Origin of the sequence: Mitsuokella jalaludinii, from assembly GCF_928722185.1 — a bacterium.
GTDB classification, from domain to species: Bacteria; Bacillota; Negativicutes; order Selenomonadales; family Selenomonadaceae; genus Mitsuokella; species Mitsuokella jalaludinii.
This window is the reverse complement of the sequence record NZ_CAKMXA010000001.1, coordinates 415416-440646: the sequence shown is the minus strand read 5'-3', so window position 1 is coordinate 440646 and position 25231 is coordinate 415416. Positions and strand designations below refer to the sequence as shown.

The 25231-nt window shown below is 59.1% G+C and carries 23 protein-coding genes; 3 read left to right on the top strand and 20 right to left on the bottom strand.

Annotation, left to right across the window (positions count from 1 at the left end; all coding sequences use genetic code 11):
- Positions 1–53 precede the first annotated feature (53 nt).
- The 11 genes from recJ to QDI87_RS01980 all read right to left on the bottom strand — a co-directional run bounded on the left by recJ (position 54) and on the right by QDI87_RS01980 (position 11868).
- Entirely contained in the window at positions 54–2060 is a 2007-nt protein-coding gene (gene recJ, locus QDI87_RS02030; RefSeq protein ID WP_278520766.1) for a single-stranded-DNA-specific exonuclease RecJ, read from the bottom strand.
- 764 nt (positions 2061–2824) lie between these two features.
- Positions 2825–3742 (bottom strand): protein translocase subunit SecF, encoded by a 918-nt coding sequence (secF, locus tag QDI87_RS02025; RefSeq protein ID WP_055162632.1) that lies wholly within the window; start codon positions 3740–3742, stop codon positions 2825–2827.
- Positions 3735–4988, bottom strand: a complete 1254-nt coding sequence (gene secD / locus QDI87_RS02020; protein ID WP_255240779.1) for a protein translocase subunit SecD — start codon at positions 4986–4988, stop codon at positions 3735–3737. The genes secF and secD overlap by 8 nt, the downstream gene beginning before the upstream one ends.
- Positions 4989–5031: 43 nt before the next feature.
- Positions 5032–5634 (bottom strand): 5-formyltetrahydrofolate cyclo-ligase, encoded by a 603-nt coding sequence (locus tag QDI87_RS02015; protein WP_055162629.1) that lies wholly within the window; start codon positions 5632–5634, stop codon positions 5032–5034.
- Positions 5634–5912, bottom strand: coding sequence for a preprotein translocase subunit YajC (gene yajC / locus QDI87_RS02010; protein WP_036374644.1), 279 nt, complete (start codon positions 5910–5912; stop codon positions 5634–5636). Before yajC ends, QDI87_RS02015 begins: the two co-directional genes overlap by 1 nt.
- 62 nt (positions 5913–5974) lie before the next feature.
- Positions 5975–7102 carry a tRNA guanosine(34) transglycosylase Tgt gene (tgt, locus tag QDI87_RS02005; RefSeq protein WP_278520760.1) on the bottom strand — a complete coding sequence of 376 codons (1128 nt, stop codon included), beginning with the start codon at positions 7100–7102 and terminating at the stop codon, positions 5975–5977.
- Positions 7103–7135: 33 nt separating this feature from the next.
- The gene (locus QDI87_RS02000; RefSeq protein WP_278520759.1) at positions 7136–7996 is read right to left on the bottom strand and encodes a shikimate dehydrogenase; all 861 of its coding nucleotides are present in this window, start codon (positions 7994–7996) and stop codon (positions 7136–7138) included.
- Between the two features lie 17 nt (positions 7997–8013).
- Entirely contained in the window at positions 8014–9480 is a 1467-nt protein-coding gene (locus QDI87_RS01995; RefSeq protein ID WP_255240769.1) for a nicotinate phosphoribosyltransferase, read from the bottom strand.
- 208 nt (positions 9481–9688) lie between these two features.
- Positions 9689–10657: a D-2-hydroxyacid dehydrogenase gene (locus QDI87_RS01990; RefSeq protein ID WP_118174287.1), complete on the bottom strand. Its 969-nt coding sequence runs from the start codon at positions 10655–10657 to the stop codon at positions 9689–9691.
- Between the two features lie 210 nt (positions 10658–10867).
- Complete coding sequence (locus tag QDI87_RS01985) at positions 10868–11197, bottom strand: branched-chain amino acid transporter permease (RefSeq protein ID WP_278743355.1); 330 nt, start codon at positions 11195–11197, stop codon at positions 10868–10870.
- Between the two features lie 5 nt (positions 11198–11202).
- A complete protein-coding gene (locus QDI87_RS01980; protein WP_423791158.1) occupies positions 11203–11868 on the bottom strand; it encodes an AzlC family ABC transporter permease in 666 nt (221 codons plus the stop codon).
- Between the two features lie 90 nt (positions 11869–11958).
- Here QDI87_RS01980 and QDI87_RS01975 point away from each other — a divergent pair, with 90 nt between their 5' ends.
- Positions 11959–12954, top strand: a complete 996-nt coding sequence (locus QDI87_RS01975) for an IS30 family transposase (protein ID WP_055159828.1) — start codon at positions 11959–11961, stop codon at positions 12952–12954.
- 547 nt (positions 12955–13501) lie between these two features.
- Here the strand turns inward: QDI87_RS01975 and QDI87_RS01965 are convergent.
- Positions 13502–14974: a hypothetical protein gene (locus tag QDI87_RS01965; RefSeq protein WP_278742108.1), complete on the bottom strand. Its 1473-nt coding sequence runs from the start codon at positions 14972–14974 to the stop codon at positions 13502–13504.
- A gap of 229 nt (positions 14975–15203) precedes the next feature.
- Between QDI87_RS01965 and QDI87_RS01960 the strand changes: the two genes are divergently transcribed.
- On the top strand, positions 15204–15752 hold the full coding sequence (locus QDI87_RS01960; RefSeq protein WP_278742107.1) for a folate family ECF transporter S component: 549 nt from the start codon (positions 15204–15206) through the stop codon (positions 15750–15752).
- Between the two features lie 175 nt (positions 15753–15927).
- Here QDI87_RS01960 and QDI87_RS01955 read toward each other — a convergent pair whose 3' ends face one another.
- Positions 15928–16308, bottom strand: a complete 381-nt coding sequence (locus QDI87_RS01955) for a VOC family protein (protein WP_036374618.1) — start codon at positions 16306–16308, stop codon at positions 15928–15930.
- Positions 16309–16483: 175 nt separating this feature from the next.
- Entirely contained in the window at positions 16484–17266 is a 783-nt protein-coding gene (locus tag QDI87_RS01950; protein ID WP_278742106.1) for an esterase, read from the bottom strand.
- Positions 17267–17383: 117 nt separating this feature from the next.
- Between QDI87_RS01950 and QDI87_RS01945 the strand changes: the two genes are divergently transcribed.
- Positions 17384–18124 carry a metallophosphoesterase gene (locus QDI87_RS01945; RefSeq protein ID WP_278742105.1) on the top strand — a complete coding sequence of 247 codons (741 nt, stop codon included), beginning with the start codon at positions 17384–17386 and terminating at the stop codon, positions 18122–18124.
- A 26-nt stretch (positions 18125–18150) separates the two neighbouring features.
- On the opposite strand, the gene QDI87_RS01940 is transcribed toward QDI87_RS01945, so the two are convergent.
- From QDI87_RS01940 to carB, 6 genes are all read right to left on the bottom strand, one after another.
- Complete coding sequence (locus QDI87_RS01940; RefSeq protein WP_255240956.1) at positions 18151–18789, bottom strand: sugar O-acetyltransferase; 639 nt, start codon at positions 18787–18789, stop codon at positions 18151–18153.
- Positions 18790–18963: 174 nt separating this feature from the next.
- The gene (pyrE, locus tag QDI87_RS01935; RefSeq protein ID WP_055162248.1) at positions 18964–19542 is read right to left on the bottom strand and encodes an orotate phosphoribosyltransferase; all 579 of its coding nucleotides are present in this window, start codon (positions 19540–19542) and stop codon (positions 18964–18966) included.
- A gap of 2 nt (positions 19543–19544) precedes the next feature.
- Positions 19545–20270 carry an orotidine-5'-phosphate decarboxylase gene (pyrF, locus tag QDI87_RS01930; protein WP_255240952.1) on the bottom strand — a complete coding sequence of 242 codons (726 nt, stop codon included), beginning with the start codon at positions 20268–20270 and terminating at the stop codon, positions 19545–19547.
- A gap of 8 nt (positions 20271–20278) precedes the next feature.
- Complete coding sequence (locus QDI87_RS01925; protein WP_278742103.1) at positions 20279–21238, bottom strand: dihydroorotate dehydrogenase; 960 nt, start codon at positions 21236–21238, stop codon at positions 20279–20281.
- Positions 21235–22014, bottom strand: a complete 780-nt coding sequence (locus QDI87_RS01920; protein ID WP_278742102.1) for a dihydroorotate dehydrogenase electron transfer subunit — start codon at positions 22012–22014, stop codon at positions 21235–21237. Before QDI87_RS01920 ends, QDI87_RS01925 begins: the two co-directional genes overlap by 4 nt.
- Positions 22001–25228: a carbamoyl-phosphate synthase large subunit gene (gene carB, locus QDI87_RS01915; RefSeq protein ID WP_036374604.1), complete on the bottom strand. Its 3228-nt coding sequence runs from the start codon at positions 25226–25228 to the stop codon at positions 22001–22003. The genes QDI87_RS01920 and carB overlap by 14 nt, the downstream gene beginning before the upstream one ends.
- Positions 25229–25231: the final 3 nt, after the last annotated feature.

Genomic DNA, 25231 nt, shown 5'->3' with positions numbered 1-25231 from the left:
CTTTGCGTCATCGCGCAGACTCGCCGCGCGATGCGAGGTCCCTGCTTTCCCTGTCAGATGACCTTGCGGCGCCGATACGTCGGCGACGCCTCCAGTTCCATTTTTCCCTGCTTGCCCTGAACGGGTGGCAAATAATAGTGATTTTCATCAAGATTCTCTCTTAGGATACCCAATTCCTGGAAAATGCGCAAGGCCGCGCCCATCGTATAGAGAGAAATATGATGGAACGACTGGCAGAAGCGCGCGGCAAGCGCCGCCGTCTCAAAGGGGATGCTGCCCTGCATCTTCTGCAACCCGTAGAGGAAGCGGTAGACATCGCGCAGGAGCTCCTTGTCGGGGAAGACGCGCTCGCTCTCTGCCGGGCTCATGTCCTCGACCATGCACTGCAGGCTGCGGCGGCCGTTCCACTCGTTGATGGCCGGTGCGTAGACGATGTCGAGCGATTCGCGGTTCACAGAAGGCGCGAGATCGGCGCGATTCCACATCAGGCTCGTGACGGGCGCTTCGTCCGTGCCGAGCTTGAAGCGCAGATGCGTCTGATCGCGGCCGATGGCCATGGCCTCGCGGCCGCGCACATTGCGGCAGCCGAAGTACGGCTTAGGGTTGCCCATGCCGTACGGCTCGAGCAGCGAGAGCTCCTCGACGAGGTCGAGTGTCAGCTCCTCTGGCATCATCTCGAACTCGACCGAGACTTTCGGCTCGTAGTCCTCTTCTGAGAGATGTGCGCCCGCATAGGCGGCAAATGCCTCGCGGAAGGCAGGCAGCTCCTCTTCGCGCAACGAGAGGCCAGCCGCCATCGCGTGGCCGCCGAACTGCAGCAAGTGCTCCTTACAGGCAGAGAGCGCCTCGTACATGTTGAGCCCCTCGATGCTGCGGCAGGAGCCGCGGCAGACACCGTCCTCCTGGATGGAGAGCACGATGGTCGGCTTGTAGAACTTGTCGACGAGCCGCGAGGCCGCGATGCCGATGACGCCGGGATTCCAGCCCTTGCCCGCGACGACGATGGCCTTCTCCGCCGCCATGTCGAGCCCGGAAAGCTCCTCTTCTGCCGTCTCGCAGATCTTGTGCTCGATCTCGCGGCGCTCCGTGTTGAGCATGTCGAGCTCGAGCGCGAGCTTGTCGGCGGTCTGCCGGTCCTCTGCCGTCAGCAGTGCGACGCCCGTCCTCGCCGACTCGATGCGCCCGGCTGCGTTGAGTCGCGGCGCGAGCAGGAAGCCCAGATGGCCTGCCGTGATCTTCTTGTCCTTGAGGCCCGCGACCTCGACGAGCGCTGCGATGCCCGGCAGCGAAGTCGCCTCCATGCGGGCCATGCCCTGCTTGACAATGCGGCGGTTCTCCCCGCGCAGCGGCACGATGTCTGCCACCGTGCCGAGTGCTACGAGCTCGAGATCATCGAGAAAGACAGACTGACCGTCCCACTCTGCGCCCCGGCGCTTCGCGTCGAGAGCCTGGCAGAGCTTGAAAGCCACGCCGACACCGGCGAGATCCTTGTCGGGATACGGGCAGTCCGCGCGATGCGGGTTGAGCACCGCACAGGCGGGCGGCAGTTCGCTGCCGGGCAGATGATGGTCCGTGATGATGATGTCGAGGTGGCCCGCCCCCTGTACCGCTGCGACATCCGCGACCGACGCGATGCCGCAGTCGACCGTGATCAAGAGGTCCGAGTGCTCGGCAATCGCCTCGAGCGCCTTGCGGTTGAGGCCATAGCCCTCTGTCATGCGGTCCGGGATGTAAAAGTCGACCCTCGCCCCAACCTTGCGCAGCGTCCGCGTCAAAAGCGATGTCGCCGTCATGCCGTCTACGTCGTAGTCGCCGTAGACCGTGATGTGCTCGCCCTGCTCCAGAGCGCGCATGATGCGCGCGACAGCCTTGTCCATGTCGCGCATCTGGAAGGGATCGCAAAAAGGCAACTGCTCCGGATGCAGGAAGAGCTGTGCCTCTTCGCGCGTGCGGATGCCGCGGTGCCACAAAAGAGCCGCCACCGTCGTGTCCCGGCCGATCTTGCGCGCAAATGCCGCTAGCTCCGGCACCGGCTCATACAATTTCCACTTCTTATACAACTTCTATCCCTCTTTATTTCCCGTATCTATTTACTTACGTGTTACTTACGTGATTTACGTTGCCTCTATTATATCATAGTTTACAATGTTTCTCTCTATCATACAGGAAAAGCAAAAACATGACAACTAAAATTTATAAGATACACCGTACCAACATTCTTTAATCGAGAAACTATTGGCAAAGGGCCGGGGGGATGTATTTCAGCTTCGTCGCTCCGTTAAATGCCCCCCATGCTGCAACGCCCTCTCAAGTTGCTTCGCCGCCTGACGCGGCGTTCTGACATCGTCGTACCTAAAAAGAACGTCTGGGGGGCCAGCCCTTCGGGTGGTCACTGCGCTCCTGCAGGTGAAATACATCCCCCGGCCAGAGCTCATACCTGCGGATGCGCACCGAGCTTTCGTGCGGCGAGATTCCGCGGCGTATCTGAGCGGGGAGGGAACCCTTCCGCTTGCAGGAACGGCGTGATTGCCCGCAGGGATGGGGCGCACCACGCACTTGCTGGGACACGGATGTAGGAACGCCGTGGCAGGCGGCGAATGGACTTCAGGGGTATGAAGTGCCATGCGCCCCATTTAACAGAGTGACGAAACCGGAAGGGTTCCCTCCCTGCTACGACAATCTGTCTTGAGGCTGCACGTCCCTGCCGCGACGAAGCTGAAATACAGCCCCCTCCCCTTTCCTCGATGTAAAGCGAATCAACCGTGCGAATTACAAAGAAAAGAGACTGCCGTGACAGCAGTCTCTTGCAAGAGCTTGTATAGAGTTATGCAGCAGCTTCTGGTTTCGGCTGGTGCTTTTTCTTCTCGCCCCAGTTGCGGAAGACAACCCAGAGTGGGCTGGCGATGAAGATGGACGAGTAGCAGCCGACGGTGAAGCCGACGAGCAGGGCGAACGCGAAGTCCTTCGTCGTATCGCCGCCGAAGAAATAGAGGGCGGCCGTCGTGAAGAGGACGGTGAAGACCGTGTAGAGCGAGCGCGTCAGCGTCTGGTAGATACTGCGGTCGACGAGCTGGTTGATGTCGCCGCCGCGGCGGAAGTGCAGCTTGAGGTTCTCGCGGATGCGGTCGAAGATGACGATGGTATCGTTGATCGAGTAACCGACAATCGTCAGGAGCGCCGCGATGAACGAGGAGTCGATCTGGCGCTGTGTCAGCGAGAAGACCGCGAGCACGATGAGGATATCGTGGATGAGCGCGAGGATGGCGGCGATGCCGAAGCGCAGCTCGAAGCGGTAAGCGACGTAGAGGATGATCAGTGCCCACGAGACGACGAGTGCCAGGATGGCATTCGTGATGAGCTCGCCGCCGATTGTCGCGCCGACTTTCTCCTCACGCAGGACCTTGTAGTCGCCGACATCGCTCTTGATGGTCGCCATGACTTCCTTGCGTTGGTCCTCCTCGAGATCGCGCGTGCGGATCATGACGTTCTCCGACTCCTTGACGTCCGACTGGGTGCCCGAGAGCTGGATGGTCGCATCGTCGAGGTCGTACTTCGCGAGGCTCGTGCGGACCTCTGCGATGCTGACCGGCTGATTGAACTTGAGGTCGATGATGGTACCGCCGGTGAAGTCGATGCCGAAGTTGAAGCCGCGTACAGCCATGCAGATGAGGCCCGGGATGATGATCAAAGCGGAAATGAGGAACCAGATTTTCCGATGACCTGCTATATCGAATTTAAGCATTCTTCTTCAAATCCTCCTTTTGCAAATCCTCTTTTTTCCAGAGCATGAAGCCCGTGACACCGTAGGCACCCGGCTTCTCGAAGAGCTTTGAATCGACCATGAGTTTGAGCATGTAGTGCGTCAGCGTGATGGCCGTGAACATCGAGAGCACCGTGCCGAGGCCCAGCGTGATGGCGAAGCCGCGGATCGTGCCCGTGCCGAGGAAGAACAGGACGGCCGCTGCGATGATCGTCGTGATGTTCGAGTCGAAGATCGTCGTGAAGGCGCGCTTGAAGCCCGCCTCCATCGAGAGGCGCAGCGTCTTGCCCTGGATCTGGTACTCCTCCTTGAAGTGCTCGAAGATCAGGACGTTCGCGTCGACGGCCATACCGATGGACAGGATGATACCGGCAACGCCCGGCAGCGTCAGCGTCGCATCGAGCAGGTAGAGAAGGCCGAGCAGCATGAGCGTGTAGGCCATCAGCGCGATGTCGGCGATGAAGCCCGACATGCGGTAGAAGAGGATCATGAACAGGAGGACAGCGCCGAGGCCGATGGCAAAGGCAAATTCCGACTTGTCCTTGGAATCCTGGCCGAGCGTCGGGCCGACCGTGCGCGTCTCGATGATGTTGACCTTGACCGGCAGCGCGCCGCTGCGGAGGACGACGGCGAGGTTCTGTGCCTCCTCAAGCGTCTTCTGGCCTGAGATCTCAGCCTTGCCGCCGAGGATCGGCTCGCGGACATTCGGCGCCGTCAGCACCTCGCCGTCGAGCAGGATGGCGATCGTGCGGCCGACGTTCTTCGTCGTGAGGTCGGCGAATTTCTTCGCGCCCTCGTCGGTGAACTCAAGGTTGACGACGTTCTGGCCGTTCTGCTGGTTCGTCGCGGCCTGCGCGTCCTTGAGGTCAGTACCGGTCAGCACCGTATTGCCGTCCTCGTCCTTGAACTCGAGCATGGCCGTCTTGCCGATGGTCTTGATGGCCGCATCCGGGTCCTTGACGCCCGGCAGCTCGATGATGACGCGGCGTTCGCCCTCACGCTGGATGATCGGCTCCGTGAGGCCCAGCGCGTTGACGCGCTTCTCCATGATGGTGACGACGCGGTTCATCGCATCATCGTTGACTTTTGCTACATCGGTGTCCTCAGCTTCGAGCACGACATGCGTGCCGCCCTGCAGGTCGAGGCCCTGGCGGATGGAATTGGCCAGAGGCTGGACGAATGCAAGGAATAAGCCGACGATTGCCACGATGCAGACAATGAGTTTGATGAGACTATTCTTTCTCAACGTTTCACAACCCTTTCTACGTGGTCTATGTATTTGGTTCAATCCGACGCGTTTCCGTCAGGATCAGATTGACTTTCGCATCATGCGCTTCCATCGGGACGCTCGCGACGACCTGGCCGTCGAAGGTCAGTGCGGCGCGGTAGGCCTGCGGCGCCTTCTCCATGAGGTAGCGGTCGTAGTAGCCGCCGCCGAGGCCAAGCCTCTCTCCCTTTGGCGAGAATGCCGCACCGGGCACGACGACAAAGTCGACCTCGTCTGCCGGGATGATGCTCTGCTCCTCTTTGCGGACCGTCAGGATGCCGAACTTGCCCGGCACGAGCGCCGCAAGCGACGGCAGGTTGACGGCTTCCATGAGCCCCTTGCCCGTGATGAGCGGCAGGCCGACGCGCTTGCCCTCCCTGAGGGCATGGGCGAGCAGATCGTAGAGCTGGACTTCGTCGGGCATCGAGGCGTAGGCGAAGATGGTCCTTGCCTGCTGGAAGCGCGGCTCCTCGTAGAGGCGCGCTAGGATGGCCCGGCTCTTCGCTTCGTGCTGCTCTTTCGTCAGCCCTTTGCGGAAGGCGAGCATCTTCTGGCGCAGTGCCTTCTTCTCGGCGAGCTTCACTTCGTGCAGCTCGCGCGGCGTCATCAGGCGGCCTCCTGCTGCGTGACGTTGGCATTGACGCTCGAGCGCACGACCTCGATGACGACGCCGTCGGCAATCTTGAGCTTCAGCGACGTGTCGCCGAGCTCCACGATTGTGCCGTAGATGCCGCCAATCGTGATGACCTGGTCACCCTTCTTGAGGTTGTCGAGCATGGCGCGGCGGCGGTTCTGCTGCTTTTTCTGCGGACGGTAGAGCAGGAAGTAGAAGATCGCGATCATGACGACGATCGGGCCCCACGTTCCAAGTGCTTCTGGACTCATAATGAACAACTCCTTTTCAGATAAAAATGATGTGTGGACATATATCGGTCATGGCGGCAGGCTCACTGCTTGCCGTGCATCTGATAATGGTTGAAGAAATCACTGCGGAACTCCGTGAAGCGGTCATCGAGGATGGCCTGGCGCATGCGGCGCATGAATTCCTGCAGGAAGTAGAGATTGTGCAGCGACAAGAGGCGCAGGCCGAAGATCTCGTTCGCGCGAACGAGATGGCGGATGTAGGCGCGCGTGTAGCCGTTGCGGCAGGCGTAGCAGCCGCAGCCCTCTTCGAGCACCGTGTGGTCGTGCGTGAACTGGGCGTTCTTCATGACGAGACGGCCTGTCCACGTCATGGCCATGCCGTTGCGTGCGACGCGCGTCGGGTAGACGCAGTCGAACATGTCGATGCCGCGCTGCACGCCCTCGACGAGGCAGTCCGGCGTGCCGACGCCCATGAGGTAGCGCGGCTTGTCCTGCGGCAGAAGAGACGTCGAGTACTCGAGCATCTCGTACATGAGCTCCTTCGGCTCGCCGACAGAGAGGCCGCCGACGGCGTAACCCGGCAGGTCCATCGCCGTCGTCTCGCGGGCACTCCACTCGCGCAGCTCCTTGTGCATACCGCCCTGCACGATGCCGAAGAGGCCCTGGTTCGGGGCCGTCATCGCCTCCTTGCAGCGCTGGAGCCAGCGGATTGTGCGCTCTGTCGACTGCTTCGCGTAGTTGTAGTCGGCCGGGTACGGCACGCACTCGTCAAAGGCCATGACGATGTCTGAGCCGAGTGCCATCTGGACTTCCATCGAGACTTCCGGCGAGAGGAACTTCTTCGAGCCGTCGATGTGTGAGCGGAACGTCACGCCCTCCTCCGTGATCTTGCGCAGGTCGCCGAGGCTGAAGACCTGGAACCCGCCGCTGTCCGTCAGGATGGCGCCGTCCCAGTGCATGAACTTGTGCAGGCCGCCGGCCTCACGGATGAGGTCCATGCCCGGGCGCAGGAAGAGGTGGTAGGTGTTCGACAGGATGATGCCCGCGCCGAGATCGTGCAGTTCGTCCGGCGAGACGCCCTTGACCGACGCCTGCGTGCCGACCGGCATGAAGATTGGTGTCGGGAAACTGCCGTGCGGCGTATGGATGATACCCGCGCGTGCTCCCGTGCGCTCGTCCTTCTTGACGAGCTCATATGTGATTGCAGTCAAATAAAAACCTCAACTTTCAATTTACATGTTTCATCAGCTCTGGCGTGCGGCCAGTTCTTCGCGCAGTGCTTTCTTCATGAGCGCGAGGTCCGGCGTCACGCCCGTCCAGAGTGCAAAGGCAGCCGCGCCCTGACCGGCCAGCATGCCCTCGCCGTTGATGATGGTGTGGCCATACTCCTGCGCCTCAGAGAGAAAGCGCGTGCGCGCCGGTGTGTAGATGATGTCGTAGACGAGTGCCGCCTTCTTGAGCTTCGCCCAGTTCACAGGCGGCATGCCCTCTATGTGCGGGTACATGCCGAGCGGCGTCGTGTTGACGAGCAGGTCCGTCACCGCGAGATGGTCCGCGAAGGCACCGTCCTCCCAGTGAAGGACCTGGATCTCTCCGTACGCAGAGAACTCTTCAGCGAGACGCGCCGCCTTGGCGGGGTTGCGCACGCCGAGCGTGATGCGCCCTGCCTTGGCACGCAGGAGGCCCCAGATGACGGCTCTCGCTGCGCCGCCGGCGCCGAGCAGCGTCACTTCCCTGCCCTTCGGCGAGAAATTGTGCTGTGCGAGCGGCTGCATGAAGCCGATGCAGTCTGTGTTGTAGCCAGTCAGGTGGCCATCCCGATTGACAACCGTGTTGACCGCCCCGATGATGCGGGCGTCCTCATCGACAGCGTCGAGCTCCGCCATGATGGCCTGCTTGTGCGGGATCGTGACGTTCCAGCCGGCAAACTGCATGGCCCTGAGTCCCGCCACCGCCTCCTTGAGATTATCGGGCGGCACGGGCAGCGAGATGTAGACGTAGTCGAGCCCCGCCTTTTCGATGGCCGCATTCTGCAGCACCGGCGAAAGCGAGTGGGCAATCGGCCAACCCATGACGCCGAGATTCTTTGTCGTTCCTTTGATCATCACAAGTCCTCCCGCCGTCAGCCGTGTGCGCGGCGCGTCTTCGTCAAGAGGTCCATCTTGAGCTCGTAGTAGTCCGGCGTCATATCGAGGTAATGGCGGTGCGGATTCTCGAAGCGCTGCTCCTCCTCCCAGATCTCATGGTCGAGCTGGTTCTTGACGTAGTCGCGGATCGCGTCGAGCTTCGGCAGCTCCTCCGTGCGCTTGCCCTGGCGGACGTAGCACTTGCGGAGATTCTTGAACGTGCAGTGTTCAAATGAGCGGTTCTTCCACGGCTTCTGCGGGTCGATGTAGCGCAGCGGCTGCGTGCCGTCAATCTGCTCGCCGCACTTGGCGATGAGGTCCGCGACAGCGTGGCCGTTCTCGTCGTAGACACGGTAGAGGTCCTTGAGGCCCGGGTTCGTGATCTTCTCGACGTTCTCCGAGACCTTGATGCGCGGCGCGAAGTGGTCGTTCTCCCCGACTGCTGCGAGCTTGTAGACGGCGCCGAAGACCGGCTCCGACTTTGCCGTGATCAGGCGCTCGCCGATGCCGAACGCATCGATGCAGGCGCCCTGCTGTGTCAAGAGCGACGAGACGGTGAACTCATCGAGGCTGTTCGAGACGACAATCTTGCAGTCCGGCAGGCCCGCCTCGTCGAGCATCTTGCGCACGCGCTTCGAGAGGTACGCGAGGTCGCCCGAGTCGATGCGGATGCCCATGAGGCGCTTGCCCATCGGCTCAAGCACCTCATGCGCGATGCGGATGGCATTCGGGATGCCCGAGTGGATGACATCGTACGTATCGACGAGCAGGATCGTCGCATCCGGATACGTCACCGCGTACTTTTTGAAGGCCTCGTACTCGTCGCCATAGAACATGACCCAGCTGTGCGCCATCGTGCCCGAGATCGGGATGCCGAACATCTTGCCGGCCGAGCACGTCGCCGTGCCGACGACGCCGCCGATGTAGGCAGCGCGCGCGCCATACGTCGCCGCATCCATATTGTGGGCGCGGCGCGCACCGAAGTCCGAGACGGCGCGGCCCGCCGCCGCCTTGCAGATGCGGCGCGCCTTCGTCGCAATGAGCGACTGGTGGTTGATCTGTGCGAGGATGGCCGTCTCCACGAGCTGCGCGTCAATGAGCGGTGCGACGACCGTCAGGATCGGCTCATTCGGATACATGACCGTGCCCTCCGGCAGCGCATAGATATCGCCCTTGAAGCGGAAGTCCTTGAGGTATGCAAGAAATTTCTCCGAGAACATGTGCTGCTGGCGGAAATACTCGACATCCTCGTCCGTGAACGTCATGTTCTCCACATACTCGATGACCTGCTCGAGCCCAGCGAAAATGGCAAAGCCACCCTCATCCGGATTCTGGCGGTAGAAGACATCGAACGCCACCTGGACGTCCTTGTCGTGGTCCTCGAAGTAACCATTGGCCATGGTCAGTTCGTAGAAGTCCATCATCATCGTGATATTGCGTTTATCAAACTGTGTTTGCGTCAATGAAGCCAACCCCTTTGATGTCGCGGCCCTGTGGCCGCGCTTTTTTACTAGAAGTGTTCTGGGCATTCGGATATACGGTATCAATTATATCATCTTAATGATGGGGATGCAAAACGTATCCCGCAAAAAGCAGAAAAAAGAGCCGCTGTGCCACTGCACAGCAGCTCTTCCGCCAGATGCGATATACAATAGAAGGAAGTGCGCTCTATCAATAGCCGAGTTCGCGCTTGACCGCGTGCTCGAGCGGCTCCTGCTTGACGAAGTGCTCGAGGTCCTCGCAGAACATCGCGACCGACTTGTCGCGCGTGTACGCCAGCGTCATCTTGCCCGAGCAGTGCGGCGTCAGGATGACGTTCTTCGCCGTCCAGAGCGGGTCTCCCTCCGGAATCGGCTCCTTGGCCATGACATCGAGCGCTGCGCCGGCGAGGTGCCCCGTGTTGAGCGCCTCGACGAGCGCCGCCTGATCGATTGAGTTGCCGCGGCCGACATTGATGACGAAAGCGTCATCCGGCAGCATGGCCAGACGCTCGCGCGAGATCATGTTTGTCGTCTCCTTCGTGCCCGGCAGGCAGAGCACGAGGATATCCGTCTTCGGCAGATACGCCTCGAGCTCCTCCTGCTTGACGGCCTCATCGTAGACCGGGCTGCGCTTGCGGCCCGTGCGGCTGACGCCGACGATGGCGGCCGGCTGGAACGACTGGATGCGCTCTGCGTAGCGCGTGCCGATATCGCCCGTGCCGACGATCGTCACGCGGCTGTCCTTGATGGAGCGCAGCGGCAGGTTGTTCTTCCACTCGTGGCGGCGGATAATCTCCGCATACTCTGGATAGCGGCGCAAGAGCATCAGCGTCACCATGACGAGGTGCTCCGCGATCGTCACACCGTACGCGCCCGATGAATTCGACAGCAGGCAACCGTCCGGCAGCACGCCCGGCTTGAGTACCGGGTCGACACCGGCCGACACACTGCAGAACCACTTGAGATGCGGCGCCGCCTCCGCGAGCTTCGAGCCGCCGCCAGTCGCCGCCGCGTAGATGATGTCGACATCGGAAAGATGCGGCAGCGCCTCATCGTTCGTCTTGTAGTACGCGACCTCCATATGGTGCTGCGCCGCCGCAGCCGTTATCTTCTCGCGATGTGCATCGTTCATAAAGGAATTGACCACTGCAATCTTCATGAAAAAACGCTCCTTTCTATCGATAAAAAGCATATACGGTAATTCTACGTTACATTTTTATACGTTCGCCAAAACTTTCCCAAAGCCTTTTCTTCCGGCAAAAAAGATGTTACAACATTACAACGCCGGTAACAAAAAAGACATCCCGCCAGATGACGGGATGTCTCATTTCACCATGAGGATATTGTCCTGCCGTCCGGAATGCCTGCATCAGCGGAACACAATCTGGACGAGCAGCATGTAAATGGCTGTCCCCGCGAACATCGAGAGGAGTATCCGGCGCAGCCAGATGTGGAGACCCGCCGTCACGCCGATGCCGATCACTTCTGGCAGGCCATGCGGCGCGAGTCCCCAATCGACATCCTTCAGGCAATAGACGACGAGCAGTCCGAAGATTGCCGCCGGCAATGCATTGCCTAGATAGCGCACCATCAGCGGCGTCGGCTTCTTGCTGGAGAAGAGCAGGAACGGCAGGAAGCGTGTCAGCATGGTGGCCGCCGTACAGAGCAGCACCGTGATGACCTGCTGGTAAAGCGTCATTTCCATCATCTCGTCTCCCTCCCCCCTGCCTGATCGGATTCCAGGAGATAATACCGCTCCAAAGGACGCCTGCCCAGCAACAGGGCCGAGAGGATCACGAGCATCGCCGGTATCATGAACGATTGCGCGCCAAAGACAGCGAGACAGCTGCCGGCCGCGACGAGCCCGAGGACTGCCGTCGCATGGTGACATTCATTCAGCCATTGTTCGATGAAGATAACGACGAACATTGCCGTCATGACAAAACCGAGCCCCGCCGTATCAAACGGCAGCGCCCCGCCGACAAGACCGCCTAAGAGCGCGCTGAACACCCAGTAGGCTTCATCGAGCCAGGTTATCCAGAGCATGAACCATCCCCGGTCAACACCTTCCGGCAAACGGCGCTTAGCCGAAAAGATGATCGAGAACGTCTCATCACAGAGGCCGTAAATCAGGAAGAAGCGCTTCCATCCCAAGCCACGGTACGTATCAAAGAGCGACAATCCATAAAATAGATGGCGCGCCTGGATGAGCAGGGCCAACAGGAATGTCGCCAGCGGCGCAAAGGGAGAGAGCAGCATCGAGACGGCCACGAACTCCAGCGACCCGCCGAAAATGACCAATGCCAGCAAAAACGGGTAGTAAAACGGAAAGCCCATGACATTCATGATGGATTTACAATCTAAGTGCAACAGCTCCTAGACAACCAAATTAAAATGACACATAGACTTCTTTGCTATAATGGTGTTTGAAGAGAACTACCTATAACAAAAGGAGAGCCTATGTGCCACTACACACATCTTACACCATTTGAGCGAGAAAAGATACTCTTTTTTCTTGCTGAGGGCAAATCCATCACGGAGATTGCCCATCTGCTGAACCGGAGCAAGTCGACCATCTCGCGTGAGCTTCTCCGCAATGCGGCCCCTGCGGACCAGCCTATGTCGTACTGCCCGTTGACCGCGCAAGCGCTCTACAAGCAGCGCAGGAAAGCCTGTCGTCCGCATAAGCGGCTGGAGTATGCACCACTTCATTCCTACATCCAGATCTGTATCCTGGCGTACCACTGGTCGCCAGAGGAGATTGTCGGACGGATCCAGTTGGAGCATGGCTGCCGTCTCGTCAGCGTTCCGACGATCTACCGCGCTATCCACGCAGGACTGCTGAACCCGCCAGGAGCTTCAGCGAAGTTCGTACTTCGGAAACTACGGCATCATGGGAAACGGCGTCACAAGAAAGGCAACGAAGAACATCGTGGCAAGTTCGTCATATCGCACCCCATCGAGGATCGTCCTGCCAGTGCGACGAACCGTTCCGTCCGTGGTCACTGGGAAGCGGATACGGTGGTGGGTAAGCAAGGAAAGGCCTGCCTCGTCACGCTGGTGGACCGGAAGAGCCGGTACTTGCTTGGTGGAAAGGCCGCGAGCAAGACTGCCGCTGCCGTCAACAAGGTGATGTGTGAAGCACTCTCGGGGCAGCCGCATCTTTCGGTCACGCCAGATCGCGGAAAGGAATTCTCGAAACATGCTCAACTCAGCAAGGAACTGAAGCGTGTGACGTTCTACTTTCCTGCTCCGCACCATCCATGGGAGCGCGGGACCAACGAGAATACCAATGGGCTTCTGCGGGAGTTCTTCCCGAAAGGCAAGGACATCACGGATACGCCAGAGGATTACATCCAACGGAAGTACCATGAGTTGAACCTGCGCCCTAGGAAGTGCCTTGGCTACAAAACACCATATGAGGTCTATTTCTCAAAGGTGTTGCACTTAGCTTGACAATTCGCCATATAAACACCATAGGCGAATCCCAGGAAAACAAATCCCGCCAGAATCGGCGTCGTATAAGGAAACGCTGCCCGCAACGCCGGCCAGCACGCATGTTGTTGTCGCATAACCGTCCTTTCTCGTCATGTCACATCAGGATACCGGGATTCACGAGCCTGCCGAGTGCGATGTCCTTTTGCATCGCACCGGCCAACCCCACGCGGATAACAAACACTCCGTCGGCATCATTGTACTACAGAAGCCAATATGCGACAAGACAATCTTGTCGCGATACGATATACACCCGTCCTATTTTCCCATGCCGTTGCCAAGTGAGAAGATCTGCGCTATACTACAGACATCGATGCAAAAGAATAAGCAGACTGAAACTCCCCATAGCTAACGCCAGGGGGTTCTTAAGTACAATAGCTTTTCTTGCTCTCGAAAGATGCAAGTGCTGACTATTTTCCTTAAAACTTTCACGGGCAAAAGTTCCATTGAACTCATTAGCGCCCGCAAGGCCCGTTTCAAGACCTTATATTTCTAATCGTGTTACGGTTTATATCCCGATACAGCTCAGATTTCTGTTCCCACGCAATCGTTTGATTTCCTGATTATGCAGATGCAGGAAAGTCTCAAATCTTTTGTTGCATTTTTCAAGGTTGAACGTCTTCAAGTCTGGGTTGATATTCATGATAAGGAAAGCGGAATACATATCTCGCTGGACTTTTATGCCATTTATGATGTTCCAGCGCTCAGAGAGTTTTTTCTTCTGATAGGATTCGTCGGTATGATTGAACTGGGAAGCACGAGCCAAGAAGGTATCAATCCCGATTAACGATATGCCAAAGTAACTCAACTTGCGCTTCAAGATTGCTAGGAACATGGAAGGTGCCCGATTGGCTAAAGACTTACCGAATCGCTTCTTGCGCTTGAATCTGCCTTTCTCATTTTTCTCGGTTTTCTTAGCCCTTGCCTGCAATCCCTTGAAGTTCATGGCCTCGACATAGAAGGTATCCCCTTGTCTGAGAAGCTCGTTTGCAAGCAGTTCGTGCTGCAGTTTCCTGACCGCAGCCTGCTTACGCTGGACTTCTTTGAGGTGGAACAAGGTCTTTACATATCGCTTGCTACGAATCCAGAGATGAGTGCCTTTCTTCGTAGTTTTATCTTCATTATAGTTATCCGGATTATTCATTCGTTTGCTTCTGTCCAGCTTGCGTTGAAGCAGTTGCTTTTCACGTTCGTGTCCCTGTGCTCTATTGGCAAGTTCTACAATTTTTACCGAAGACTCGGAAGACCATGCTACGGTCGATGTACCGATATCGATACCGACATCTCCTTTGCCAAGGATGTGAACGAAACTGCCATCTGACTTACGTCGCTTGGCTAGCTTCTCTCCTCGGAAGATGATCTGCAAGTAGTATTTCTTTTTCCCCCTCACGAACTTTCGCACGAGACGGCAGTAAGCGATGGGATGTGTAAGAGATTCCACCTCGTAGAGGTTAGTTTCATCAACAAGGACGGGTATCTTCAACCCTGACCACTCGCAGGTACGGGTAATTGTCTTGAATCGAATTCCTGTATCGTTTGTCTTCCCTTCCAGCGAATTAATCTGTCCGTATTTCTTGAAGTAGATTCGTTTTCCATCACCATAGAATAGTTTCTCAAAAGATTTCCAGAGCCTTTTGGAAAGGGCTTGTGCAATAGGGGCGTTAATCTGTTTCTTGAAATGCTGCCGTATCGGTGTGGCCATACGGGAAAGTCCATATTCTGTTAAGCCAGCTTTTTGCCTGAGCTGATGGATTTCATCCCAGATTAGTTTATCGTGCTCTTTGTCCTTATTCAGGCGTTCGATGAGGTTGCGATACGCTTTTGTTTTCTTGAGCTCTTTCAGCCGTTTGAGACTCTTGCTGGTAAGAGTATTATATATCTTTCGCCCAGCTTCCAGACGGCTGTCGATGACATCTTCCTGCCATCGTTCCGTTTTCAGTCTGAACTGGAGAATGAAGCATTCTTTTCTTTGTTTAACCATATCGCCACCTCCTCATGCTTAATTCCTTGATTTTATTATATCAAAAAGTAGAGATACTTACAACATGATAAGGTTTAACAGGATTGGAAATATGAAAGTTTTCAAATAACCCCTTGGCTGTTTTAACTATGAGATTAGGAGCTTGTCGTTTATTGCTTATGAGGTTATCCCCGTAGCTGAAGCTAGGGGCTTGTGCCACAAATCACAATGGAAAGGAAGGTCTTTTTTCATGTCCAGATTCTCTGTCAAGCCACTCGTCTACGCTGGTGTCTCCGTGGCCCTGGCTGTGCTCTTCTCCTATGTCTTTGCCATCCAGACGATCTTTGTGCGCATCACCTTCGGCTTCCTGCCGATCGCCATCTACGGTGCAATGTACGGCCCCATGAAGGGTGGCCTCGTTGCCGCGGCCGCCGACTTCATCGGCACGGCCCTGCTCGGCACGAGCATCTTCTTCCCGGGCTTCCTCGTCTCCGGCTTCCTCACAGGCTACATCTACGGCTGGTTCTTCTACCGCAGGCGCGTCACACTGCTGCGCGCCTGCATCCCCTTCTTCCTCGTCATGGTCTTCATCCACCTGGGACTCAACACGCTCTGGCTGACCATCTTCTACCACAAAGCCGCCTCGGCCATCTTCCTGAGCCGCCTCATCAAGAACCTCCTCTGCTATCCCATGGAAGTCGGCCTCTTCCTCATGGTCTACCGGCCCCTGCTGCGCTTCCTGCCCGAGCAGTTCCCGCAGGCGGCAGCAAAAAAGGCCGCCACCTCCACAGCAGCCTGATAAATACAGGCTGCAAGTTCCCCATTGTCCGGCCCGGAAAACGAAAATAACCCCCTGGCTATGCCAGGGGGTTATTTATGCTGCAACGCTTTCAGTGTCGGCCTCGTCAGGCCTTCTGCGCGCAGACGTCATGCACGAGCAGGGCCGCCTGCAGAACGGCTGCTCTGTTTACGCTTTATTTTACCTCGATATTCAGCACGTTTTGGATAGCACCGGGCTTTTCCTGGAACAGCTCGAGCGTCAGGCCGTCGGGCAGCTGCACCCATTTTTCGGGCTTGCCCTCGATGTGATGGACACCCTTGACAGCAAGCATTTCCCTGAGGACTTCGGGCATATCCTCGACAACGATGCCGAGATGATGTCCCTGTCCCGCTTTATAGTCTTCTGGCGCGGCCACAAGCTGCACGCCACCCTTGAGCCAGACCATTTTGAGATGACCATCTTTTTCCTTGCGGCGCGTTTCTGTCATGCCGAGGATTTTCTCAAAAAAATTTTTGGACCATTCAATATCTCGCACCGTCACGGCGCTGTGTTCCAAATAAGACTGTCTTGCCATGTTTTCACCTTTTCCTTTACGCACCAATTGACCCTATCCAAAATTCTTGAGCAGCAGCAAACCACGCAGAAGCCTGCCACTGGGAATCTCTATGTTTATCTATTTTAAACCCTATTGCACGGATTGGCAATTTTCTTCATCAGGATACTTGCATGAACCAATCCAGCACGTCAATTTATCGAAAAAGTTGCTCCAGGCACCAGGTGAAGCCTTTGGCACAGCGTTGTTCGGGATGCTGGAAGTGGTTGCCGGGATTCCAGGTGAGGGTGGTCTTGATGCCGGCTTCCTGCAGCAGGGCGTGCTGCTCTTTGATGCAGGCGCTGACGGTGCGCATGACGGGGTTGCGGGTCTTGTCTTCGCGGTCGCCGAGGCTCAGGTAGATGATGCCTGCCTTTGGTTCGTGGGCTTTGGCGTAATCGAGCCAGCCGGGGAACCAGACGGACGGCGATGCGGCGGCGATGGCGTCGAACGAGGTACTCTTATAGGCGCTCCAGAGTGAAAAGAGCGCGGCGAGGGAGTAGCCGCCGAGTACGACGGGCGCATCCTCTGCCAGAGCACAATGGCTCTTAAGTGCGGGCAGGATCGCCTCGATGGAATTCAGCGTCTCCTCTGCCCCTGCGCCAAAGTCCTGTTTGCCGAAGACGGCGGGCGCCTGCCACGGGGAGAGCTCCTTGTTCCAATCCTCGACGGCAAGGAAGGCGACAGCCAGCGGCATGCTGACAGCAGCGGCAATGGCGCTGACTTCCTCCAAGAGCCCCTTGCGCGCAACAATCTCTTCCTGCTCGACGGGCTGCACGAGTAGGGCGCGCGGCTCTGGCTCTTGCAGGAGAAGGCCTCCCTTCCCTGCTGCGTGGATCGTGGCGAGAAGGTCGTCGCACTGCCATTTCCTGCCGTTGATCACGATTAGCTGTTTCCCTTCTATCTCATTTATCTTGTTTATTTCGTTTATCTTGCTCATCGTATTATCTCCCTCATCACATTTCATGGCACAGGCATGGTACAGCAGGATTTTATCCGCTGGCAGAGAAGTATGTATTGGTTCTATAAAATCAAGCTCAGCAAGAAAGGATTCGTTATGGCTCTCTTTGCAATCGGTGACTTCCACCTCTCGTTCCAGACACCCGAGAAGTCGATGGACGTCTTTGGCGCGGTGTGGCGGCACCATGAAGAAAAAATCAAGCGGAACTGCGAGGCGCTCGTTGGGCCGCACGACACGCTCGTCATCACGGGCGACCACTCGTGGGGGCGCAAGCTCGCGGAGTGTGAGCAGGATCTCGCATTCATCGAGGCGCTGCCGGGACGCAAGATCCTGCTGCGCGGCAACCACGACATGTTCTGGGACGCAAAGAGGACAGCCTCTCTCAACCGCCGCTTTGCGGGGAAGCTGTCCTTCCTGCAGAATAATTTCTTTGCCTACGAAGATTACGCGCTCGTCGGCACGAAGGGCTTCACGTTCGAGGGGCCGTTCTATCTCGACGGGCAGGGCCGCGTCATCGGCTGGGATGAGAAGCGCGAAGCGCATGCCAAGATGCTCGTCGAGCGCGAGTGCACGCGGCTGCGCCGCTCGCTTGATGCGGCGGTGGAGGCGGGTTTCCAGAAGTTCATCCTGTTCCTGCACTATCCGCCGACGAACATCCTCGAGCAGAAGAGCCCCTTCACCGACATCGCCGAGGAATACGGAGCCGAGCAGGTCATCTACTCGCACTGCCACGGCGAGGAGCGCTTCCACGACAGCCTGCATGGCACGGTGCGCGGCATCACCTATCGGCTTGTCTCAGGCGACTATCTTGATTTTAAGCCGGTCAGGATTCTTTGACCGTGACCAGATAAGCTGGGCCGTGGTCATGCCTCCGTCTCTTTGCCGGGCCTGCGGTACTTCAGGAGTTCCTGCGGCACGCGCCTGCCCTTGTGGTAGAATTCCCAGTCGCGTTCGCCGAGCTCGCGCTGCACGCGGCAAGGTACGCCAAAGGCCAGCACGCCTGCGGGGATGTCGCGCGTCACGACGCTGCCCGCGCCGATGACCGTGTTGTCACCGATCGTGACGCCGGGCACGACGATGACGCCTGCGCCGAGCCAGACGTTCTTGCCGATGCGGATGGGCAAATTGTACTGATAGCCTTTCTCGCGCAGCTCTGGTGCCAGCGGATGGTTCGGCGTCGCGAGCGTGACGTTCGGCCCGATCATCGTGTAATCGCCTATGAAAATCTCGCCGTCGTCGACGGCCGTGAGGTTGTAGTTGGCGTAGACCTGCTTGCCGAGGTGCAGGTGATGGCCGCCCCAGTTCGCGTGCAGCGGCGGCTCGATGTAGCAGTCCTCCCCGGCTTCTGCCAGCATCTCTTTGAGCAGCTTCTGCCGCTTCTCCCATTCATGCGGCCGCGTGGCATTGTAGTCGTAGAGCTTTTCCATGCAGTCGAGCTGCTGCTTCATCAGTTCCTCATCACCCGGCCAGTAGATCTCGCCGTTCATCATGTCATCGTACACTTTGCTCAATGGAAATCCCCTCTCTTTTGCGTCTATCATTCCTTAAGTTTTCCTGAGTATAACGATTCGACAGCACGTTTGTTTTTTCCTGCCAAATAAATACAAGACAGCAAAAAGCAGCATCGTCAGGCAATTCCTGAGCGATGCTGCTTTTTCACGCTTAAAAACGCAGTCTTATTTTTTCCCGGTGCTGCCGCGTTTTGTCATCGGGATGCCCTGTTTGCAGAGCGGGCAGTCCTCTGGCTTGTAGGTCTCGACGTTGAGGTGCAGCAGTGCGGTGCACGGGACGTCGCCGAAATTGACTTTGCCGCCGCTGCGGTCGACGAGCATGCTGACGGCGACGGGGATGCCGCCGTTTGCCTTGACGACGTCGATGACTTCCTTGATGGAGCCGCCGGTCGTCACGATGTCTTCGACAATCAGGCAGCGCTCACCCGGATGCAGGTGGAAGCCGCGGCGGAAGGTCATCTTGCCGTCGACGCGCTCCGTGAAGATGGCGCGCGTGCCGAGGGCCTTGCCCGTCTCGTGGGCGAGCAGGATGCCGCCGGTCATCGGGCCGACGACGGTCTCGATGTCAGCGTCCTTGAACTTCTCGGCCATCGCCTCGCAGAGCTGCTGCGTGTACTTCGGATGCTGCAGCACGTTGAATTTCTCGACGTAATGCGGGCTGTGCAGGCCGGACGTCAGCAGGAAGTGGCCATTCATGATGGCGTTCGTCTTGACGAGCAGGTCTTTTACTTCTTCTTCGGTCATTTTCATTGTACCGTCTCCATTTCTTTCAAGATAGCCTCGGCTGCGGCCTTCGGGTCTTCGGCGGCGCGGATTGGGCGGCCGATGACGAGGTGGCTTGCGCCGCTCTTGAGCGCTGCCGCCGGCGTCGCAATGCGGCTCTGGTCGTTGATGGCCGAGCCTGCGGGGCGCACGCCCGGCGTCACGATCAGGAAGTCCTCGCCGCACGCCTCGCGGATGAGCGCAGCTTCCTGCGGCGACGCGACGACGCCGTCAAGGCCGGCCGACTTGGCGAGCTTTGCGAGGCGCACGACGGCATCCTTGATGGGAAGGGTCTGGCCGACGCCCGCCCAGTCTTCCTGGTTGATGCTCGTGAGCACCGTGATGGCGATGAGCTTCGGGCAGGGAATCCCCCGCTCCTCTGCTGCCGCGTGCAGCCGGTCGGCTGCCGTCTTCATCATCGTGTAGCCGCCGCTCGCGTGGACGTTGAGGATGTCGGCACCGAGGTCCATGAGCGAGCAGAGCCCGCCGGCCACGGTGTTCGGGATGTCGTGGAGCTTGAGGTCGAGGAAGACGTGCTTGCCCTGGCCGCGCAGCCAGCGGACGACTTCGCCGCCGACGCTGTAGAAGAGCTCCATGCCGACTTTATAGTATGAGACGCTTTCCCCGAGCTTCTCGACGAGAGACTTGACGTCCTCCATCGTGTGGAAGTCGAGGGCCACGATCAAGCGGTCATCCGCTTTGATTGCCATGACGTGCTTCATCCTTTCTGAACATCTTTCTGGGCTGCTGAGAATCCGAGATAGCCCGGGTTGGCCTTGCCGACGATCTCCTCGATGCTCGAGAAGCCGTGCTCGGCAAGGTACGCCGCGAGGCCGTCGCAGATCTTCATCGTGATCTCCGGGTCGGTGAAGTTGGCCGTGCCGACGGCGACGGCGCTCGCACCGGCGAGGAAGAACTCGACGGCATCCTCCGCGCTCGCGATACCGCCCATGCCGATGATCGGGATGCGGACGGCCTGCGCGACCTGCCAGACCATGCGCACGGCGACCGGCTTTACGCAGGGGCCCGAGAGGCCGCCGGTGACGTTGCCGAGCACCGGGCGGAATCTGTTGATGTCGATCTCCATGCCGAGCAGCGTGTTGATGAGCGACACGGCGTCAGCGCCGGCCGCCTCGACGGCCCTGGCCATCGCGACGATGTCGGTGACGTTCGGCGAGAGCTTGAGGATGACGGGTTTCTTCGTGTGCGCCTTGGCCTCGCGGACGACGGCCGCAGCCGCCTCCGGGTCCGTGCCGAAGACGATGCCGCCTTCCTTGACGTTCGGGCACGAGACGTTGAGCTCGATGGCCGCGACGCCCGGTACGTCGAGGAGTTCGGCGAGCTTGCCGTACTCCTCTGCCGTGCTGCCCGAGATGTTGACGATGACATTCATGCCGTACTGCTGAATGCGCGGCAGCGTCTCATCGAGGAAGTGCTCGACGCCCGGGTTCTCGAGGCCGATGCAGTTGAGCATGCCCTCCGGCGTCTCTGTGATGCGCACGCCGTCGTTGCCGCGGCGCGGCAGGAGCGTCGTGCCCTTGACCATGACGCCGCCGAGGCGCGAGAGGTCGACGAAGTCTTTGAATTCCTCGCCGAAGCCGAACGTGCCCGAGGCCGTCAACACAGGCGTCTTCATGGCGATGCCGAGCAGGTCCGTATGGAGTCGTTCGTCGCTCATGCAAACACCTCCTCTGCCGGAAAGACGGGGCCGTCCTTGCAGACCTTCTTGCGCTGGCCGTCCGTCGTGTCAATGGAGCACGAGAGGCAGGCGCCGAGGCCGCAGGCCATGCGCTTCTCGAGCGAGACCTCGCACGGGATGCCGTGCTCTCTGGCGATCTTGGCGACGCCGCGCATCATGACTTCCGGGCCGCAGGTCACGACGACATCGTAGTCGCCCCTCTCGAGGATCTCGGGAAGGACGGTCGTCGTGAAGCCCTTGGTGCCGCGCGAGCCGTCATCGGTCGTCAGGAAGCAGTGGCCGCAGAGATCGTCAAAGAGGTCCGACCAGAAGAGCTCTTCGGCCGTCTTGCCCCCCATGAGGACGTCGGCCTTGCCCCGCATGGCTGCTGCGTAGTAAAGGAGTGGCGAAAGGCCCATGCCTCCGCCGACGATCAGCGGATGCTTGTACGCCATCGCGAAGCCGTGGCCGAGCGGGCCGAGCACATTGACCATCTCCCCCGGCATCAGCTGTGCGAGCGCTTTCGTGCCCTTGCCGACGACGCGGTAGATGAAGGCGATGCTGCCCTTCTTCTCGTCGACGGCGGCCACGCCGACCGGGCGGCGCAGTGTGAAGTCCCCCGAGAGGATGCGCAGCTGCACGAACTGCCCGGCCTTGGCCTGGCGCGCGATCTCCGGCGACTCGACGACGAGGAAGTAGACGTTCGTCGCAAGCTCCTGCTGTGCGAGGACCTTCGCGTCGCGCACGATTTTCTCTGGATGATTAGGCAAGGTCATCACCACCACCTACATAGTCCTGGATGGCCAGCGAGTAGACGAGGCGGCGCTCACGCATGAAGGAGAGCACGCGCAGGACTTCCCAGGCCGTGTCGAGAGACGTCAGGCAGGCGATGCCGTGCTCGACCGTCGCGCGGCGGATCTTGAAGCCGTCCTTGGCCGAGTGCTTGCCCTGCGTCAAGGTGTTGATGACCATGTTGATCTTGCCGTTCTTGATCATCTGGATGATGTCGGAGCTGCGCTCGTGGACCTTGCCGACGACTTCTGCATCGATGCCCATCGACTGGATGGCCTTGGCCGTGCCCTCCGTCGCGCAGATCTCGAAGCCGAGTTCGGCAAAGGCCTTGGCGAGCTGCTTCATCTCTTCCTTGTCCTTGTCGGCAACCGTGAAGAGGATGCATCCCTTCGTCGGGACGTGGATGCCCGAGCCGATGATGGCCTTGTAGAGGGCGCGCGCGTAGTGGTAGTCGATGCCCATGACCTCGCCCGTCGACTTCATCTCAGGTCCGAGGGCGATGTCGACATCCGTCATCTTCGCGAAGGAGAAGACAGGTGCCTTGACGGCGACGTACGGTTTCGGCGGCACGAGGCCCGACTTGTAGCCGAGCTCCTTCAAGGTGTGGCCCATGGCGATGCGCGTCGCGATGCCGACCATATCGACGTTCGTGACCTTCGAGAGGAATGGCACCGTGCGCGAGGAGCGCGGGTTGACCTCGATGATATAGACCTCGCCGTCGACGACGACGAACTGGATGTTCAGGAGGCCCTTGACGTGCAGCGAGAGCGCGAGGCGCTTCGTGTAGTCGATGATCGTGTAGATGACCTTCGACGAGAGCGTCTGCGGCGGGTAGACGGCGATGGAGTCGCCCGAGTGGACACCGGCGCGCTCGACATGCTCCATGATGCCCGGGATGACGACATCGACGCCATCGGAGATGCCATCGACCTCGACTTCCGTGCCCTGCATGTAGCGGTCGACGAGAACCGGGTGGTCCGGCGTGACCTTGACGGCGCGGCTCATGTAGTCGCGCAGCTCCGCCTCGTTGTAGACGATCTCCATCGCGCGGCCGCCGAGGACGTACGACGGGCGGACCATGACCGGGTAGCCGATCTTGGCGGCACCCGTGACGGCATCGTCGAGGTTCGTGACGCTGATGCCCTGCGGGCGCGGGATCTGCGTCTGCGTGAGAACTTCATCGAAGCGCTCGCGGTCCTCTGCGCGGTCGATGTCGTCGACCGACGTGCCGAAGACCTTGACGCCTGCCTTCTGCAGGGATGCGGCGAGGTTGATGGCCGTCTGGCCGCCGAACTGGACGATGACGCCCTCCGGATTTTCCTTGTCGATGATGTTGAGGACATCCTCTGCCGTCAGCGGCTCAAAGTAGAGGCGGTCGGAGATGTCGAAGTCCGTCGATACCGTCTCCGGGTTGTTGTTGATGATGATGGCCTCGATGCCCATCTCACGCAGTGCCCAGACGGAGTGTACGGAGCAGTAGTCGAACTCGACGCCCTGGCCGATGCGGATCGGGCCGGAGCCGAGGACGATGACCTTGCGGGCGTCGGACACACGGACTTCGTCCTCCTCTGCCTGGAAGGTCGAGTAGTAGTACGGCGTGGCGGCCTCGAACTCGGCTGCACACGTATCGACCATCTTGTACTTCGGCAGGATGTGCATCGTCTTGCGGATGGTGCGGACCTCGTCTGCCGTCTTGCCCGTGATCTCGGCGATGGAGCGGTCGGCCAGGCCGATGTTCTTCGCCTCGAGCATGAGGCTCGGCGTCAGGGCTTCATCCTTGAGCTTGTTCTCGATGGTCGCGATGTTCTGGATCTTGTAGAGGAACCACTTGTCGACCTTCGTGATATCGTGGATCTCGTCGACTGTCGCAATGCCGCGGCGCAGGGCTTCGGCGATGACGAAGATGCGCTCGTCGTTGATGCGCGCGAGGTTCTTCTTGACGCGGGCATCGTCCCAGGCATCCATCTTGTCCATGTGCAGGCGGTGCACGCCGATCTCGAGCGAGCGGGCCGCCTTGAGGATGGCGCCCTCGAAGTGGCGGTCGATGCTCATGACCTCGCCCGTCGCCTTCATCTGCGTGCCGAGCGTGCGGTCCGCGTAGACGAACTTGTCGAACGGCCAGCGCGGGAACTTGACGACGCAGTAGTCGAGGGCCGGCTCGAAGCAGGCCTTCGTCTTCTGGGTGACGGCGTTCGTGATCTCATCGAGCGTGTAGCCGATGGCGATCTTCGCGGAAACCTTCGCGATTGGGTAGCCCGTCGCCTTCGAAGCGAGCGCCGAGGAGCGGCTGACGCGCGGGTTGACCTCGATGACGTAGTAGCGGTTGCTGTTCGGGTCGAGTGCGTACTGCGCGTTGCAGCCGCCTTCGATGCCGAGCTCGCGGATGATGCGGAGCGATGCAGAGCGGAGCATCTGGTACTCGTGGTCCGTCAGCGTCTGCGACGGAGCGACGACGATGGAATCGCCCGTGTGGACGCCGACCGGGTCGAAGTTCTCCATGTTGCAGACGGTGATGCAGTTGTCGTGGCCGTCGCGCATGACCTCGTACTCGATCTCTTTCCAGCCGGCGACGCTGCGCTCGATGAGCACCTGGCCGATCATGGAGTACGTCAGGCCCTTGATGACCGTCTCGACGAGCTCCTCTTCGTTCTCGGCGATGCCGCCGCCGGTACCGCCCATCGTGTAGGCCGGGCGGACGATGACCGGATACCCGATCTCATTGGCGAACGCCACAGCCGACGGCACATCCTCGACGATCGTGCTCTCGGGGATCGGCTCGCCGAGCTTCTGCATCGTCTCTTTGAAGAGCTCGCGGTCCTCTGCTCGCTCGATGGCCTTCAAGGGCGTGCCGAGCAGCTCGACATTGTACTTCTCGAGGACGCCCTTCTCGGAGAGCTGTACCGCGAGGTTCAGGCCAGCCTGGCCGCCGAGCGTCGCGAGCAGGCCGTCCGGGCGCTCCTTCGAGATGATCTCCTCGAGGAATTCCGGCGTCAGCGGCTCGATGTAGACGCGGTCCGCGATGTGCGTATCCGTCATGATCGTCGCCGGGTTCGAGTTGACGAGCACGACTTCGAGGCCTTCTTCCTTGAGCGCGCGGCAGGCCTGGGAGCCGGCGTAGTCGAATTCAGCGGCCTGGCCGATGATGATTGGGCCAGAGCCGATGACCATTACTTTCTTGAGATTCGCTTTCTTTGGCACGAG